We start from the raw sequence: 14,841 nt of genomic DNA on the forward strand, positions 1-14,841 counted from the left end.
TGGCGGAGGATTCCAGATTTGGCAGACCTCGGCTGGCGCCAGGACGGCTCCGCCACAAAATCTCACCCGATGCATAACTAGGGTTAGGTGGCGCGCCACCTAACCGTTCAACGGCGCGCTTTACGTCTTCCGCGCCAAAAGAGCGGACAGGATCAAGATCGTCTGGTGGGACGGCAGCGGCGTGTGTTTTTATGCCAAGCGGCTAACGACGCGAAGTTGGCCGCGGATCGGCCACAACCGGGTCCAGCTCAATGCTCAGCTCATGGCTCTGGTTGACGGAATGGACTGGAAACGGGTTCGGACGGAGACCGTCAGGCGGCCGCAATCGGCTGGGTAAAACCCTGCGGCATGATGAATCAGGGGGCTGAAAAGCGGGAAAATTGCCCGCGAATATGCTCTGATTTTGGCCATGTCGACACCCCATCTCGCACTCCCGGACGACGTTGACGCGCTCAAGACGATGGTTGTTGCCATGGCCGAAAAGGCCGCCCTTATGGAGGAGCGCGCCTTCATCTCGAGTTGGTCAACAAAAGTGCTGATGAGCGGATCGCACGTCTGACCGCGGTGGTGAAGATGCTTGGAGAGCGCGCGCTTCGGCAGCCGCTCCGAAAGTTTTGCGGACCGGTGAGCTGAGCGAGGAGCAGTATGCTCTCGTCTTCGAGGAGACCGAAACCGGCGTGGCGGCCATCGAAGCGCAGATGGACAAGTCTGTGGGCGGCTCGAAAGCGAAGCGCGCACCGCGTCCTCGCAAAGGCTTTGCGGCCCATCTCGAACAGGTCGAGGTGGTCATCGAGCCCGAAACGCCTGCTGGCTGCGAAGCGCTGGAAAAGATCCCGATTGGCGAGGATGTCTCCGAACGGCTCGATGTCACCCCGCGAAGTTCCGGGTGATCGTCACCCGTCGGACGGCGTTATCAAGGCAGCCGCTCCCGCCCGCATTCGAAAGCATCCGACCGAAGCGCTGCTGGCGCAGTTCGCGGTGTCGAAATACGCTGATGGCCTGCCGATCTACCGCCACGAAGCGATCTATGCTCGCGATCAGGTCGAGATCGACCGGTCACAGATGGCCCAGTGGATGGGCAAGGTCGGCTTCGAGCTCGAGCCACTCGCCGATTACGCACTGACCGGCATCAACCAGGGTGAGCGGGTCTTTGCCGATGAGACCACGCTGCCAACGTTGGCGGCGGGATCGGGCAAGGCCAAGACGGCCTACCTCTGGACCTATCTCCGCGATGATCGGCCCTTTGGCGGCAGCGGACCGCCCATCAGGCTCCGGCGCCGTTCCACGCCACCCCGCGCGGCTGGGCCGGTCCCGGCCTGCTGGCGATGATCCTGTTCGAGAAGTTCGGCCAGCATCAGCCGCTCAATCGCCAGGCTGAACGCTATGCCCGCGAAGGCGTGCCGCTCAGCCTGTCGACGCTCGCCGACCAGGTCGGCGCCGGCGCCGCGGCGCTGATGCCGCTGTTCAAGCGGCTCGAACCCCATTGCTGTCCGCTTCACGTCTGCACGGCGACGATACGACGGTTCCGGTCCTGGCCAAGGGCAAGACCGATACCGGCCGATTATGGACCTATGTGCGCGATGACCGACCATTCGGTGGCGCCGATCCGCCGGCGGCGGTGTTCTACTATTCCCGCGATCGCCGAGGGGAGCATCCTGCGGCGCATCTCGCCGGCTGGAGCGGCATCCTGCAGGGCGATGCCTATGGCGGTTATGGCGATCTCTATACGACGGGCCGTCAGCCCGCGCCTGTTCTGGAGGCCAGCTGCTGGGCCCACAGCCGGCGCAAAGTGTTCGAGCTGGCCGATATCGAAGCGGCGGCGCGCAAGAAGGCGCGCGGCGAGAAGCCCAACCTGGTCTATCCGCTCGCGGTTAAGCCGTGAGCGCATCGATGCCCTGTTCGATATTGAGCGCGCGATCAACGGCCTGTCCCCAGGCCAACGCCACGCCGTGCGCCAAGAGCGGAGCGCGCCGCTGGTCACCGAGCTCGAGCGCTGGATGATCGAGACGCGCGACAAGCTCTCGCGCGGACACGATCTGACCAAGGCCTTCAACTACATGCTGCGTCGCTAGTCATCCTTCACCCGGTTCCTCGACGATGGGCGGATTTGCCCATCGAACAATGCAGCCGAGCGAGCCCTGCGCGGCATCGCCATCTCGGGGTCATTCTGCCCATGTTGGGCAGGAGGTCGAGGTCCATTACCGTTGGCACCCGTATTTCGGACGTCGGCTTCGCTGCGAGAACAGCGAAGAGCGCGCCAACGGCCGGATCATTCATCTCGTCGTCGCGCCCGGGCATGTCATTACCGCTCCGGCCTGGATGATCGATCCCGTGGCTTGCGCGGCGATGGACCTTGGCTCCCCGCGCGTATCGCTTGCCGCGCTGCTTGAGCTTAACAAGCTCTTGATCGAACGCCGTTTCCGGCGAGGCTCTCCGGATGATTTCACCATCGCGGAGGCGCAACATGAGAACCTTGCCACCCCCGACACGATCTCTCGTGGTCGTTCGCCAACTCAGCTTGCCGCTCGACTCGCAGAAGCTGAACGGGCTGAGTTCAGCGCAATGGACCATAGTGATCGCCCGGCTCGCCAACGTACTGATGGCCGCCGCCGGCGTGGCAACGGAGGAGGAGAGCTGCGATGACGAGCGGTAATCTGATTCCGACTGCCGTCCTCAAGCGCAAGGCCGTGGTCTATGTGCGTCAGTCCACTCAGGCGCAGGTCCAGCTCAACCTTGAGAGCCAGCGTCGGCAGTATGAGCTTGTCGACGTCGCGCGGCGCTGGGGATTCCGCAAAGTAGAGGTGATCGACGAGGATCTGGGACGAACCGCAAGCGGGGCTGTGGAGCGTCCCGGTTTCGAGCGCCTGGTCGACGATCTGTGCACCGGCCATGTGGGCGCCGTGCTTTGCCTGGAGGCGTCCCGCCTGTCGCGCAACGGGCCGGACTGGCATCGGCTGCTCGAGTTGTGCGGCGAAGTCGATGCACGCGTGATCGATCTGGACGGAGTCTACGATCCGGGATTGCCGAACGACCGCCTGCTGCTCGGTATGAAGGGCAGCATCAGCGAGTTCGAGCTCGGCGTGCTGCGTGCCCGCATGTACGAGGCCGCCCGCGCCAAGGCACAGCGTGGGGAACTGCGCATCTCCGTGCCCTTCGGCTATGTCTGGCACCGCGATTATGGTCTCGGTTTCGATCCCGACATGCGCCTGCAGGAGACCATTCGCCTGATATTCGCGCGCTTCCGCGAACTCGGCAGTGCGCGCCAGGTCCTGATCTCGATGATCGACGATGGCGTGCATTACTGCTGTTGCTGGCCGCGCAAACGGGGTTGCGGGTCTCGGAGATCATCGATCTCCACCAGGACTCGGTGATGCTGGGGCACGGTGCCCACGTGCGATGCGTTGGCAAGGGCCGCAAGGAGCGAAGTACGCCGCTCACCAAGGTTGCACAGCAAGCCCTTCGGGGCTGGCTCAACGAGCCCAGGAAGCGGGGTACAACGGCTCTCTTTCCGAACATGCACGGCGGCAGGCTGAGCGCCGACGGCGTGCAGGCGCTGCTGAACAAATATGTCGCCAAGGCTCGCGAACACTGCGTCCCCCTCCGCTCGAAGCGGGTGTCGCCCCATGTTTTGAGGCACAGCGCTGCCATGGAGCTGCTGCAGGCGGGCGTCGATTGTTCGGTCATCGCCCTATGGCTGGGCCATGAGGCGATGGAAACAACGCTGACCTATCTTCACGCACATCTTGAGCTGAAGGAATCCGCACTTGCCAAGCTGAAGCCATACGAACGCGCAAAGGCCGAACGATTTCGACCAAACGACCGGCTTCTCGCGTTCCTGAACGCCCTTTGAGCATGAGACCTATGCCGAGTGTGAACGACCGGTTCTTGGTCGAAATGGCAGGCAAAGCGCGTCATACCGCCATGATCGGAAGAGGCTCGGCATAGTTCGGCGGTCGGCATAAAGCGCTAAGTTGAATGACGTCGACCCTCAGGCCTGGCTCGCCGACATCCTCGCCCGACTGCCCGCCTATCCGGCACATTGGATCGATGATTTGCTGCCGTGGAATTGGAGATCCGCAAAACTGCGGACCCAACCAGCGGCGGCCTGAACATGCAGCGCAATAAGGTGCACCACGTCTACACCGTCGAACTTGTCGCCAGCGACCTCGGCGTCAGCGAAGCGCTCATCCACGAACTGACCCTCGGTCTCGAGCCGGAGGACGGCGTCATCTGGGTGTACGGCACCAACGATGACGACGGGATCTTAGCCTTCACCGATGAAGGCATCGAGGAGGTTAAACTCCTCCTCGAAGAATATCATCGCATCTCCCCATCAAAAACTTGACGCCAGCACCGCAGTGCTAAGGTCCTCATGGCCGCCGGATACGCACGTCTGCGTTCTTCACCGGTTGCGTACGCTTCCGCCGACCAGCGCCGCCGCGGACTTGCGTCCAGCCGGCTCGCAACCGCCTCAAGGACATGGAAGCTTCTGTCATCCGGCATAGGCGCAGACATAGAAATTGACATTGCAAGCTCCTCAGCTCATTCAGTGTCACTATCTATCGCTCATCACCTCAAGCCGCGCCAGATGGGGTCAGCTTGGCGCTTACGCTGATCGCCCTTGCCGCTACCTAGTTAGCTGTGGCACCAAGACCAACGAGTGTCAGCCGAGACCCTTCAATGTCTCAGGATCTGGCTAAGAAATAGCTTGGTGCGTTCGTGCTGGGGGTTGGTGAAGAAGTCGTTGGGATTGCCCTCTTCAACGATTTGGCCCCAATCCATAAATATTACCCGGTCTGCGACGGCGCGAGCAAACCCCATCTCGTGGGTGACGCAGACCATGGTCATGCCGTCGCTTGCCAAACTGGTCATAGTGTCCAGCACTTCGGAGACCATTTCCGGATCGAGCGCCGACGTCGGTTCGTCGAACAGCATGACCGCGGGTTCCATGCACAGCGAACGGGCAATCGCAACACGCTGCTGCTGTCCGCCGGACAGCTGAACCGGGTATTTGTTCGCCTGTTCTGGAATTCGCACCCGCTCCAGAAATTTCAGCGCGGTCTTTTTGGCCTGGGCTTCGGGCACGCCCTTGATCCACATGGGACCGGCCATGCAGTTCATCAGCACGGTCATATGGGGGAAGAGATTGAAGTGCTGGAACACCATCCCGACATTCTTGCGAACTTCGGTCACGTTGCGCATTTTGTTGTGCAATCTGATCCCGTTGACGGTGATCTCGCCCTTCTGATGCGCTTCGAGCCGGTTGAAGCAGCGGATGAGCGTCGACTTCCCGGATCCGGAGGGACCGCAGATGACGATGCGTTCGCCTTTGCGGACGGTTAGATTGACATCAGTTAATGCTCTGAAGGTGCCGTACCATTTGGAGACATTCGTGGCTTCGATAATTATGTCAGCACTCATTGACCCGTGCTTCTGACTGAATGACTCCTGGGATGAAAGTGATTCGCGCAGCACATTGCCAATCGCTTGCGAGGAATCGCCGCTATCGAGGCCCTTCAAGTGACTTTTGAGGCCAGCAGTCATCGTGCTTTGCTCCTTGCATAGTGACGCTCGAGTCGCGATTGAGCCACTTCGAGGCAGGCAGACATGATCCAATAAATCATTGCGGCTGTTATCAGCATCTCCATGTGATGGAAGGTTGGCTGGCCGATGGTGCGAGCAAGGAACGTTAGCTCCCACACTCCGAGGACCGAGACAAGCGAGCTGTCTTTCAGCATTGAGATGAACGTGTTTCCCATTGGAGGAATGATGACAGGCAGCGCCTGAGGCAGGATGATCCTGCGCATGGTTAGACCGAAGCCGAAACCAATGGATCGTGAAGCTTCCCATTGGCCGCGATCGATGCTTTGGATACCGGCGCGGAAAATTTCAGTCATATATGCGCCGACGCAAAGCGACAGCGCCAATATCCCCGAAGGAACGGCATTGATGACAATGCCCAGCTGCGGCAGCCCGAGGTAAATCAGGTAAATCTGTATGAGAAGCGGCAGGCCACGAAAAAAGGATGTGTAGAAGCTGGCGATAGCGTAGGCGAAGCCGTTGCTTGAAAGTTTAGCAATCGCTGCAATGATGGCGATGACTGATGCGCAAACAAGTGAAACTGCTGAAACATAGATCGTCGTCACCACACCCTGCGTAATCAGGTATGGCAGATTTTCCCAGATGAAGGGCAGACTAAGGTTGAACGCTTTGAAGAAGGCCAGGAAGAGAGTCAGCAGCTCGATCCACACAATGCCAATCTGGGCCTTCAAGGGGGCAAAACCGATTAGCACGATGTTTAGGCAGAACGTGACCCCAATCACGAAAGCGATTGCGAAACGCCCATAGACGCCACTCTGCAGAGGGTCGCCGATGACAGGCCGCATAAGCTCGCCGAAGGTTGTGCCCACAAGGTTGAACATGAGACAAATCGCGAAGACGACGCCAAAGATCGAGGCAACAAACCACGGTCTATGGACAAGGACCTCGGATTCCACCGTATCCTGGTAAAGCATGGGACATCCTCCAACAAGGCGGCTCGGGCTGACCCGAGCCGCGTAACTTTCACCAACTTGCTAATTCTCGACAGAGTGGTCCGACCCGTACCATTTGATCGACAGAGTCGAGAGCGTGCCGTCATCCTTCATGCTCTTTAGGGCGGCTGAGACCTTCTCGCTGAACTCCTTGTCGCCTTTCATCATAGGGATGGCAGCAGGCGTGGCAAAGAGACTCCCAAGCACCTTGAAGGGGTAGCCAGATTTGATTGCTCTTTCCGCGAGAGTTCCGTCAGTAAGAATTGCATGAAGACGGGTACCATCGCCTAGCCGGAGATCATCCAACGCAACACCCGTTGAGGTATAAACCTTCACTTCACCGGCCTTGAATTTGTAATCCTCGGGCCGAGCGCCAATCCAATCCCACTTAAAGTTTTGGTTTACATAGTCCTCGGCCAGGGTTCCAGCGGAAACGCCGACGATCTTTCCATTTAGATCGGAAAGTGTAGACGCCTTACTGTCATTGTGAACAATGACAGCCGCTTTTTCATAGAAGTAAGTGGTGGAATAGTCGAATTTTTCAGCTCTGGTTTTAGTAGGGGTCATTTGACCCATGCTAATATCCCAACGGCCCTGCCAGTTGCCTGCGGCTATGATGTCCCACCCCGGCGTGACAAATTCAACGTTAACACCAAGGGATTTAGCGACGCCTTTGGCGACGTCGATGTCATAGCCCTCTAATTCGTGGTTCGCATTCAGGGAAGACATTGCTCCCCAATCAGTGCCAACCGCAACCCTGAGCGTCTTCGTATTGAGAACACGCTGCAGCACCTCTCCGGCATACACCGAGGTACTGTAAACGACCGACGCGATGGACAATGATGCCGCTGTGATAATTGTCACAATCTTATTCATAGTACATTCCCCTTTGAGGTTGATATGATGCATGAGACTCGGCGGTACCGCTCATACAGAAGCGACGGGCCGCTATAGCCAATCACCATGGCTGAAGCAGCCGCGAGCGCTCACTCCTCCATGCCGTCGCCTATATGCTAACCAAAGCCCCTCGGCCCATGAGGTAGCAAGAATATAATCAATATCAGACCCATCTGGAAGTTAGATGGCTGGAAGCGTCTTGGCAGCCCGGAAATCCTCCAGCCGGGCGGTCCAAAATTGGGAACACCTCACGATATCTTGTCATTCGATGACCCATAGTGGGACTTTGGGGACAACAAGATGACCCGTGGTCATGCCAAGCGTGTCAAGATCTAACGCTAGGTATGATGTTACCGATGATATCGAGCCACACGGCGGCACGACCAACATAAAATGTGTGGGTATCCCATCGCGTTTCGAGATGTTCATTTGCGATACACCGAAAGATGCCCCCCACCGAGACCAGTTGGCAACCCACGAACTGCTCATGGCGGAATGAGGTCATGCGGAAAGCAGTATTCGACAACGGCGAAGGAAATTGACCGGTTGCAGTGTTTTGTTTAAGTAAATCGCTTGTCGCCAGCCCCGGCAGCGAAGCGCTTGTTTGGAGAGGACACCAACTTGGGGGCGATTATCTCCTGCGATACCACTAATCGCTTGCAGACTCACTCCCGGACAGCTAAATGCGGTTCTGGATATGCTAGAGCCCCGATGTATTTGAAAAGCGCGTTCTGCTCAGATGTCCTGGAGGTGTGCTCTCAATTGGTCGCCGCAAATAGCGCTTGGTCGGCATCGCGAGCACGCGGAAGGGGGGCTCCAGATCAGGCAACGTCAACGCCTTGCTCAGAATAGCTCACAAGCGTGTGAGGACTCACCTGTCACTGTCGCATGAGCCGGTCCATGAAGAACCTCTCCAGCAGTGTGGGAAATGTGCTGGCGCTCTTCATCCCGGTCTCCCCGCTCAGATGGCTCCACTCGCAGTAGGGCGCACTGCAGTAACTCTGGCGTTTCGGTGAGATCCCAGTAGGTGTCGGTGACGTGTGCGTGCCCGAGGTAAGTCGTCGGCCGTGAAGAATACCGAAGCCGCTGATATCGCATAGGAATAGTCTACTTTTCAGCTTCCGAATTGCAGGTAACGGCCAGTTTGTGGGTAGTTTCTTGCAATTCCAGTTTGCGATTTCGCCGCCTGGCGAAGCGCGATTCGCCGCTTTCATCGCAGTGAATCGGAGCTAGGCGATGGGCAGACCACGCGAGCGGCGTGAGACTGGAGAACAGGATCTGTTCCGCGCTCGCCTTGAGCAGAGAGGCGCGCTTCGGTGCGGTCTATTCGAACGGTCCCGGCATGCTGCCGATGCCGACCCGGCTAATAGCGGGGCTCGCCATCCTCAAGCACACCTTCAACCTGTCGGACGAGGCGCTGTGCGTCCGCTGGATCGAGAACCTGTATTTCCAGTGTCTGTCCGGCGAGGAGTTCTTCCGCCACAACCTGCCGTTCGACCGCTCGTCGATGACGCGCTGGCGCAGCCGCATGGGCGAGGAGCGGATCGTCGCGCTTGCAAGAAAGCCTCAGCATTGCGGTCAAGAACAGGGCGATGAAGCCGACCGACACGCGCCAAGTGATCGTGGACACGACCGTGCAGCCTGTTCCCGACCAACGCCAAGCTCATCCACCGGGCCCGCGAGCGGCTGGTGCGGCTGGCGAAGAAGACGCGGCTCGACCTGCGTCAGTCCTATGTCCGGGTCGGCAAACAGGCGCTGATCATGTATCAGCGCTACGCCCACGCCAAGCAATTCAAGCGGGCCAACAAGGCCCTGCGCAGGCTCAGGACGTATGTGGGGCGCACCGTCCGCGACATCTCCCGTCAGATCGCCGGCGACGCGAAGCTGGACGCGCTTTTCAAATGGTCGCTCTACCAGGCCTCCACCGTTCTCGAGCAGCGCCAGCGCGGCCGCAAGATCTACAGCCTGCATGCGCACGAGGTGGAATGCATCGGCAAGGGCAAGGCGCACGCGCCCTACGAGTTCGGGTGAAGGTGCCGGTGGCCACCACACTGAACCGCTCAAAGGGTGGCCAGTTCGCCCTACATGCAAAAGCGCTGCCCGGCAATCCCTATGACGGCCACACGCTCATCGATCATCCCTGACATGGAAAAGACCATCGGCAACGAGATCAGCCGCGTTCTCGCCGACGCCGGCTATCGCGGCCACAATGCGCCGCAAAGTCATAAGTTCAGGGTCTTCACCGCTGGTCAAAAGCGCCGCGTGACACCGGCCATCAAGCGCCAAATGCGCCGCCGCTCCGCGATCGAGCCGGTGATTGGCCACATCAAGAACGAACACAGAATGGCCGCAATTAACTCGCTCACATCCAAGGCGATGCGATCAACGCCATCCTGGCCGCAGCCGGTTACAACTTCTCCCTCCTGCTCAGGTGGCTGAAGCAACTTTTGTGGCTCTTGATCGCCGCGTTCCTGAACCGGCCGAAGCAGCTTGCCGCTTAGCGATCAAGATTGTTCACAGTCGACTAAGTCGAGAGCACCGGCAGGTTGCGCTCGACAATGACCCCATCGCGATACCAGCGCAGCAGGGTATAGAAGCTTTCGCCACAATCGAATGAGGAGTCAACGACTGGCGCGGTGGCGGTGGGTTCCGGGGAGTTGCCGTTGGCCGACGGCTTTCGCCTTGTGGGTAGTGTGCTGAGGGTTCTGCAAATTCGCTGAGAGAGGGAAGGCTGGTGATGTTCAACGTCACCGATTCCCTGGAAGGAACGCCACCATGACCAAGACAGAAAGTAAGACCGCCAGCGCTGCCGTCAAAGACATTCTGCTTTCGAACCCGGATGGATTGCACGAGGTGATCCGCGCCGTGATGCAGGAGGTGCTCGGGGCCGAGATGGACGAGGCGCTGGGTGCTTTGAAGAGCGAGCGCACACCGGAGCGGCTGGGCTGCCGCTCGGGTTCTATGGCCGTACCCTTGTCATCGGCAAGCTTGAGCTGCGGGTTCCGCAGGACCGGGCCGGCCGCTTCTCCACCGAGCTTTTCGAGCGTTACCAGCGTTCGGAGCGGGCCTTGGTGGCCACGCTTGCGGAGATGTATGTGCAGGGCGTTTCGACCCGGAAGGTCAAGGCGATCACAGAAGAGCTGTGCGGCCATGCTTTCTCGGCCTCGTCGATCTCGGCCATCAACAAACGCCTGGACGAGAGTTTGAAGGCGTTTGCCGAGCGCCTGCTTCAAGAGCCTTTTGCCTACCTCATCCTCGATGCTCGCTACAAGAAGGTACGCGAAGCCGGCATCGTCATGAGCCAGGCGGTGCTGATCGCGGTCGGCATCGACTGGGATGGGCGGCGCCAGATCCTGGCCGTCGAGATGGCCAATCGCGAGCCGCTCGGCCTGGAGGGATTTCCTCGTCGCCCTGAAGGCGCGCGGCCTCAAGGGCTCGAGCTGGTCGTGTCCGACGATCATGCCGGCCTGGTGGCCGCGATCGGCGAGGTGATCCCGGAAGCCGCCTGGCAGCGCTGCTACGTGCACTTCCTCAGGAACGCGCTCGATCACCTACCGAGAAAGCATGGCGACGATTGCCTGCAGGAGTTGCGCTGGCTCTATGACCGGCGCGATCTCGCCGAGGCCAAGGCCGATCTCGCCGCATGGCTGTCCAAATGGTCGGGCCGCTATCCAAGGCTGACGACCTGGGTGGAGGAGACCATCGAGCGCACGCTGACCTTCTTTTGTCTGCCGCGCCAGCATCACAAGCATCTCAAGAGCACGAACATGCTTGAACGGCTCAATGAGGAAATCCGCCGGCGCACCTATGTCGTACGCATCTTTCCAAACTCACAGCGCTGCCTGCGCCTCGTCAGGGCACTGGCCGTCGAGACCAACGAAAACTGGATGGAGGCCAACCGCTTCATCAACATGGACGACCTGCGCGAGCACAAGAAGCTCGCGCTGCGTCAAGCCGCATGACCAGCTTCATGGCCGCCTCATTTTGCGGAACTCACACAACCGCCTTTTGCCGGTGCCGCAGTCCGGACCGTCGCTCCGTTTCCAGTCGCTGCTCATCAAACCGGACATCGGATCTCCCGCATCCAGCTTCCCACTGGCCTCATCGTAAGGCCCACGGCGGCGATACGCGCTGCCGACGAAGACACACCACGCCCAGTTTCTCGGAGATGTGGTCCGCGAGAGCTGTTTCGCGCCGCACCCTTGCAGCTTATGCCGATGGCACTTGCTCACGCGGTCATACACATTACCGGTCAACGGCATCATAGGCCGGCGCTCGGGTGTCGTAGCTGAAGTAGGTCGACCAACCGAGCAAAAGCTGGTTCAGCCGAACACGCACTTCTAGCCGCGGCCCCTTGTTACACCCTCCGCCTCGATCTGCGCAAAGGTCACGCCGTTCACGCCCGGCGAACCCGCATTGGCGCGGGTAAGCGCATAGGCATGGCGCAGCATGTCTTCACGGCAGATCTTGTCGTAGAGCACGTAGAAGCGGTAAAGGGGCTCCGCCTTCGCCTTACGATACAGCTTCCTCTGCAGATACCTGGTCATTTCGGCGTTTCCATGCTTGTCGCCAATCACCCCTCCCCACCACCTTCGAAAGCACACCAGAAGTCAGGGTCCTTCGCTCCGCTGGCATTACCCGGCTTCAACGGCCGGACGACCGTTTCCGACTCCCGCCGGCACCGCCGCCCGGAGGTTGAGGCCGCCACCCTCATGCCGAACGGGCCTCCCTTCGATTACCAGCATCACCTTTCCAACGTGCCGTGCCCAATACCCGGCAGACCGGACAGGTGCCTATGTCGATTGCTTCCCTGTCCGCACAGCCTTCCCCGAGCGAGAGATGGGTCGGAGTCTGCATTGACTCTTTCGAGGCCTGCTCAGGCTTTACTCACGTTACGGCACGCTGGATTGCTCGACCGCCCGGGGCGGTCTTTGTCACGAGGCTTCGTCCCGGCCAGTTACCCAACCAAGCCGCTATTCAGACTTTCCGGTGGATCCCTCCTCCACTGGTGATACGCGCCTTCGAGGCATCATCACGCCTGCCAACGGGACGGTGGACACCCAGAATCCGCCGCCTAACGTACACGCAGAAGTTGCCACCGACACGGACTGACGAAGGTCAGGTAAATTCATACTATTCTCGATATGCCCATTCGGCGACTGACAATGCCCGGATCGAATTTACCATTGTCCGCCTCAACACCGCCTCTAAGGTCGGCCAGCACATCGGGCAGGAATGGTTCCACGCGCCGCGATAGCAGGTTGAAATTCAGGAAAAGCTGTTCAGCTGTCGACAGTAACGCTCCGTCGGCACGTACCATGGTTTGCGCGACATGGACTCGCTTTTCGTCTATGTCGGCTATCCAAGTAGTAAGGACCAAATTGTCGCCGCGCATCGCTTCTTTCTTGTAAGCGATCCGCGCCTCGGCGGTGACGAGGCCAGAGAGCATCGAACCATTCGCATTTAGACGTATGGCAGTGTCGAGCCGTACATCCGCAGCTTTACTGAACGCTGCCAGATAGTGCACCATATTCATGTGCCCATATCCGTCAATAAGATCGTCGGTCACCATTGTTGCGAATTTACAGGTCGCATCCATCTATTTGCCCAATCTCTTGTAATGTTAGAAGATTACAGTGCCGCCGATATTGCGTGCTCACACTCTACTCGCACGTCGCTGCTGCCGAAAGAGAGCTCAAGCGACACATGACAGAGGCGAAGTTGGCGGTGCATCGCTTTTGCTTGGCTCCGCGATATTCGTTCCACGCACATAGAGACGCCCATGCCCCCGCCGATGCAGAGCGTCGCCAGGCCCTCTTTCGCGCCGCGCCGGCGCATTTCGTAGACAGCGTGTTGAACACGCGGGCACCGGAGGCGCCAATCGAGTGGCTGATGGCGATGGCTGCCATCAACGTTAACGATTGTGGATCCCAGGCCATGCTTTTGTAGACGGCGCGGGCCTGCGCGGCGAAAGCCTCGTGGCCTCTACGAGGTCGAGGTCCTTGACCGACCAGCCGGCCTTCTCCGGCGCCCGCCTCGAGGCGGGAATAGGTCCGGGGCCCATTATCGCCGGATCGACGCCGGCAGTCGCCCCGGCAGCGATGCGGACCAGCCGGGCGATGCCGCGGCCTGGTGGCTTCTGCCTCGGTCATCAGCAGCGCGCCGGCGCCGTCATTGATGCCGGACGCATTGGCCGCGTCACCGTGCCGTCCTTGTCGAGAGCCGGCTTCAGGTTAGTCATGGCGTCGATGACGGCGCCATGAGGATATATTCGTCCTGGTCGACGATCGTGTCGCCCTTCTTGCCCTTGATGGTGACGGCGACGATCTCATCCTTGAACTGCCAGCCTTCTGCACCGCCTCGGCCTTGGTCTGCGAGGCGAGCGCGAACTGTTCCTGGTCGCAAGCAAAAATGGCTGGTGAAATTGACCGCCAACGTTGGTTTCCAATGTCGATCCCATCCATCCGCTCGGCTGCAGCTTCGAAGAAGCGCTCAGTATCGGTCGCTTCGGCAAGATCACAACGTGTCGCGCCAATGGCGGGATGTCGGTGGCTCATCTCTGCAATCTTCTGTTGATCAACATCGCACACCTCTACCGGAGCCCCAGCTTTCGCAAGTGCCTCGGCGATAACACGACCAATACCGGAGGCCGCAGCGGAGACCATAGCTCGGCGACCAGTGAGAGACAGGGAGGGGGTCCTTTGTGCTGCTCCTAAATATCCGAGTAGGTCGCAAGTTTTGCAACGAATTCACGACTTACTTAGAGGTCCAACACACTATTTCTGCGAGCGTCGCTAATTCAAATGTTGTTTGCAGATTGAAGCCATCTCGAATTCAGATTCTACCGCGCTAATGGAGAATGGTAACTTCTCCGGGGTTACGCGGGCACAATACTGCGAACTCACCAGCGATAGCTACGCATTGCCGGCTGCGAGCAGCGCGTCGATTTCTGCATCGCTGTATTCAACGAGCGGAGAATCTTACGAGTGGACGCGCCGAATTTTTCGGCCGGGGAGAGTGCACTGACCGCAGGCCTGACGGCATACGGATCGAGCTGCACGACGACGTGGCCGCTCTGGTGCTCACAGTAGCCCGAGAAGGAAAAGCTGCCGCGGTCCGTGCCCGGGGTGCCATCCGCAGGCCGGGCGTTTCCGGAACATATCGCACCGATGTCCTCGCATACCGCCACGCCGCGCCAGCGGGCCGAAGCTTCGCATCGGGACCCGCGGGTTCATCGAAAGGCCCTCGTCCCGCGTAGTCGTTGCAATAGGGCATCTGCAGCAGGCCCGAGAGGGCCGCGAGCGAGGTTCCTCGGCCACCCAAGCACGTGCAGTATCTCAGATATTTTCGACTGCACGTCGCACTGCAATTAGCCGCTTCTCCCAGGCGTCGCCGGTGAGCCTCTTTGCGC

General features: G+C 59.5%; 9 protein-coding genes and 10 pseudogenes. 12 read left to right on the top strand and 7 right to left on the bottom strand.

Annotated features, from left to right (window positions below):
* Window positions 1-115: 115 nt before the first annotated feature.
* The 9 genes and pseudogenes from tnpB to LB568_RS32995 all read left to right on the top strand — a co-directional run.
* Window positions 116-337: pseudogene (tnpB, locus tag LB568_RS33890) on the top strand (IS66 family insertion sequence element accessory protein TnpB); the annotation flags it as partial.
* Window positions 338-409: 72 nt separating this feature from the next.
* Window positions 410-1,266 (top strand): annotated as a pseudogene (locus LB568_RS32965) (transposase); the annotation flags it as partial.
* Between the two features lie 59 nt (window positions 1,267-1,325).
* A pseudogene (locus LB568_RS32970) lies at window positions 1,326-1,882 on the top strand (IS66 family transposase).
* 22 nt (window positions 1,883-1,904) lie between these two features.
* Window positions 1,905-2,390: pseudogene (locus LB568_RS33620) on the top strand (IS66 family transposase).
* Between the two features lie 74 nt (window positions 2,391-2,464).
* Window positions 2,465-2,653, top strand: coding sequence for a hypothetical protein (locus tag LB568_RS32975; protein ID WP_064995247.1), 189 nt, complete (start codon window positions 2,465-2,467; stop codon window positions 2,651-2,653).
* Window positions 2,640-3,320: pseudogene (locus LB568_RS32980) on the top strand (recombinase family protein); the annotation flags it as partial. The gene LB568_RS32975 and the pseudogene LB568_RS32980, both read left to right, overlap by 14 nt.
* 8 nt (window positions 3,321-3,328) lie before the next feature.
* Window positions 3,329-3,850 carry a tyrosine-type recombinase/integrase gene (locus LB568_RS32985; RefSeq protein WP_245321945.1) on the top strand — a complete coding sequence of 174 codons (522 nt, stop codon included), beginning with the start codon at window positions 3,329-3,331 and terminating at the stop codon, window positions 3,848-3,850.
* Window positions 3,851-3,962: 112 nt separating this feature from the next.
* Window positions 3,963-4,109: pseudogene (locus LB568_RS32990) on the top strand (transposase domain-containing protein); the annotation flags it as partial.
* Window positions 4,061-4,345: a hypothetical protein gene (locus LB568_RS32995; protein WP_224656013.1), complete on the top strand. Its 285-nt coding sequence runs from the start codon at window positions 4,061-4,063 to the stop codon at window positions 4,343-4,345. The pseudogene LB568_RS32990 and the gene LB568_RS32995, both read left to right, overlap by 49 nt.
* Window positions 4,346-4,677: 332 nt before the next feature.
* Here the strand turns inward: LB568_RS32995 and LB568_RS33000 are convergent, their stop codons facing one another.
* The 3 genes from LB568_RS33000 to LB568_RS33010 all read right to left on the bottom strand — a co-directional run bounded on the left by LB568_RS33000 (window position 4,678) and on the right by LB568_RS33010 (window position 7,409).
* The gene (locus LB568_RS33000; RefSeq protein ID WP_064995251.1) at window positions 4,678-5,421 is read right to left on the bottom strand and encodes an amino acid ABC transporter ATP-binding protein; all 744 of its coding nucleotides are present in this window, start codon (window positions 5,419-5,421) and stop codon (window positions 4,678-4,680) included.
* 119 nt (window positions 5,422-5,540) lie between these two features.
* Window positions 5,541-6,515, bottom strand: coding sequence for an amino acid ABC transporter permease (locus LB568_RS33005; protein ID WP_064995246.1), 975 nt, complete (start codon window positions 6,513-6,515; stop codon window positions 5,541-5,543).
* Between the two features lie 60 nt (window positions 6,516-6,575).
* A complete protein-coding gene (locus tag LB568_RS33010; RefSeq protein WP_064995250.1) occupies window positions 6,576-7,409 on the bottom strand; it encodes a transporter substrate-binding domain-containing protein in 834 nt (277 codons plus the stop codon).
* Window positions 7,410-8,666: 1,257 nt separating this feature from the next.
* Here LB568_RS33010 and LB568_RS33015 point away from each other — a divergent pair.
* The 3 genes and pseudogenes from LB568_RS33015 to LB568_RS33020 all read left to right on the top strand — a co-directional run bounded on the left by LB568_RS33015 (window position 8,667) and on the right by LB568_RS33020 (window position 11,392).
* A pseudogene (locus LB568_RS33015) lies at window positions 8,667-9,931 on the top strand (IS5 family transposase).
* Between the two features lie 274 nt (window positions 9,932-10,205).
* Window positions 10,206-10,334: pseudogene (locus LB568_RS33895) on the top strand (IS256 family transposase); the annotation flags it as partial.
* A gap of 89 nt (window positions 10,335-10,423) precedes the next feature.
* Window positions 10,424-11,392, top strand: a complete 969-nt coding sequence (locus LB568_RS33020) for an IS256 family transposase (RefSeq protein ID WP_245429735.1) — start codon at window positions 10,424-10,426, stop codon at window positions 11,390-11,392.
* 378 nt (window positions 11,393-11,770) lie between these two features.
* On the opposite strand, the gene LB568_RS33025 is transcribed toward LB568_RS33020, so the two are convergent.
* From LB568_RS33025 to LB568_RS33040, 4 genes and pseudogenes are all read right to left on the bottom strand, one after another.
* Entirely contained in the window at window positions 11,771-11,977 is a 207-nt protein-coding gene (locus LB568_RS33025) for a hypothetical protein (protein WP_224656014.1), read from the bottom strand.
* A gap of 581 nt (window positions 11,978-12,558) precedes the next feature.
* Window positions 12,559-13,029, bottom strand: coding sequence for a thioesterase family protein (locus LB568_RS33030; protein WP_084016180.1), 471 nt, complete (start codon window positions 13,027-13,029; stop codon window positions 12,559-12,561).
* Window positions 13,030-13,184: 155 nt separating this feature from the next.
* Window positions 13,185-13,831 (bottom strand): annotated as a pseudogene (locus tag LB568_RS33035) (acetyl-CoA C-acetyltransferase); the annotation flags it as partial.
* Between the two features lie 54 nt (window positions 13,832-13,885).
* Window positions 13,886-14,095, bottom strand: a pseudogene (locus tag LB568_RS33040) (SDR family NAD(P)-dependent oxidoreductase); the annotation flags it as partial.
* Between the last annotated feature and the right edge of the window lie 746 nt (window positions 14,096-14,841).

Source organism: Mesorhizobium sp. B263B2A (genome assembly GCF_020165775.1).
Taxonomy (GTDB): Bacteria; Pseudomonadota; Alphaproteobacteria; order Rhizobiales; family Rhizobiaceae; genus Mesorhizobium; species Mesorhizobium opportunistum.

Excerpts from the sequence above, each read along its gene's own strand:
- LB568_RS32975 (WP_064995247.1), top strand. The coding sequence starts at position 2,465 with ATGAGAACCTTGCCACCCCCGACACGATCTCTCGTGGTCGTTCGCCAA.
- LB568_RS33005 (WP_064995246.1), bottom strand. The coding sequence starts at position 6,515 with ATGCTTTACCAGGATACGGTGGAATCCGAGGTCCTTGTCCATAGACCG.
- LB568_RS33025 (WP_224656014.1), bottom strand. The coding sequence starts at position 11,977 with ATGACCAGGTATCTGCAGAGGAAGCTGTATCGTAAGGCGAAGGCGGAG.
- LB568_RS33000 (WP_064995251.1), bottom strand. The coding sequence starts at position 5,421 with ATGAGTGCTGACATAATTATCGAAGCCACGAATGTCTCCAAATGGTAC.
- LB568_RS33030 (WP_084016180.1), bottom strand. The coding sequence starts at position 13,029 with ATGGATGCGACCTGTAAATTCGCAACAATGGTGACCGACGATCTTATT.
- LB568_RS33010 (WP_064995250.1), bottom strand. The coding sequence starts at position 7,409 with ATGAATAAGATTGTGACAATTATCACAGCGGCATCATTGTCCATCGCG.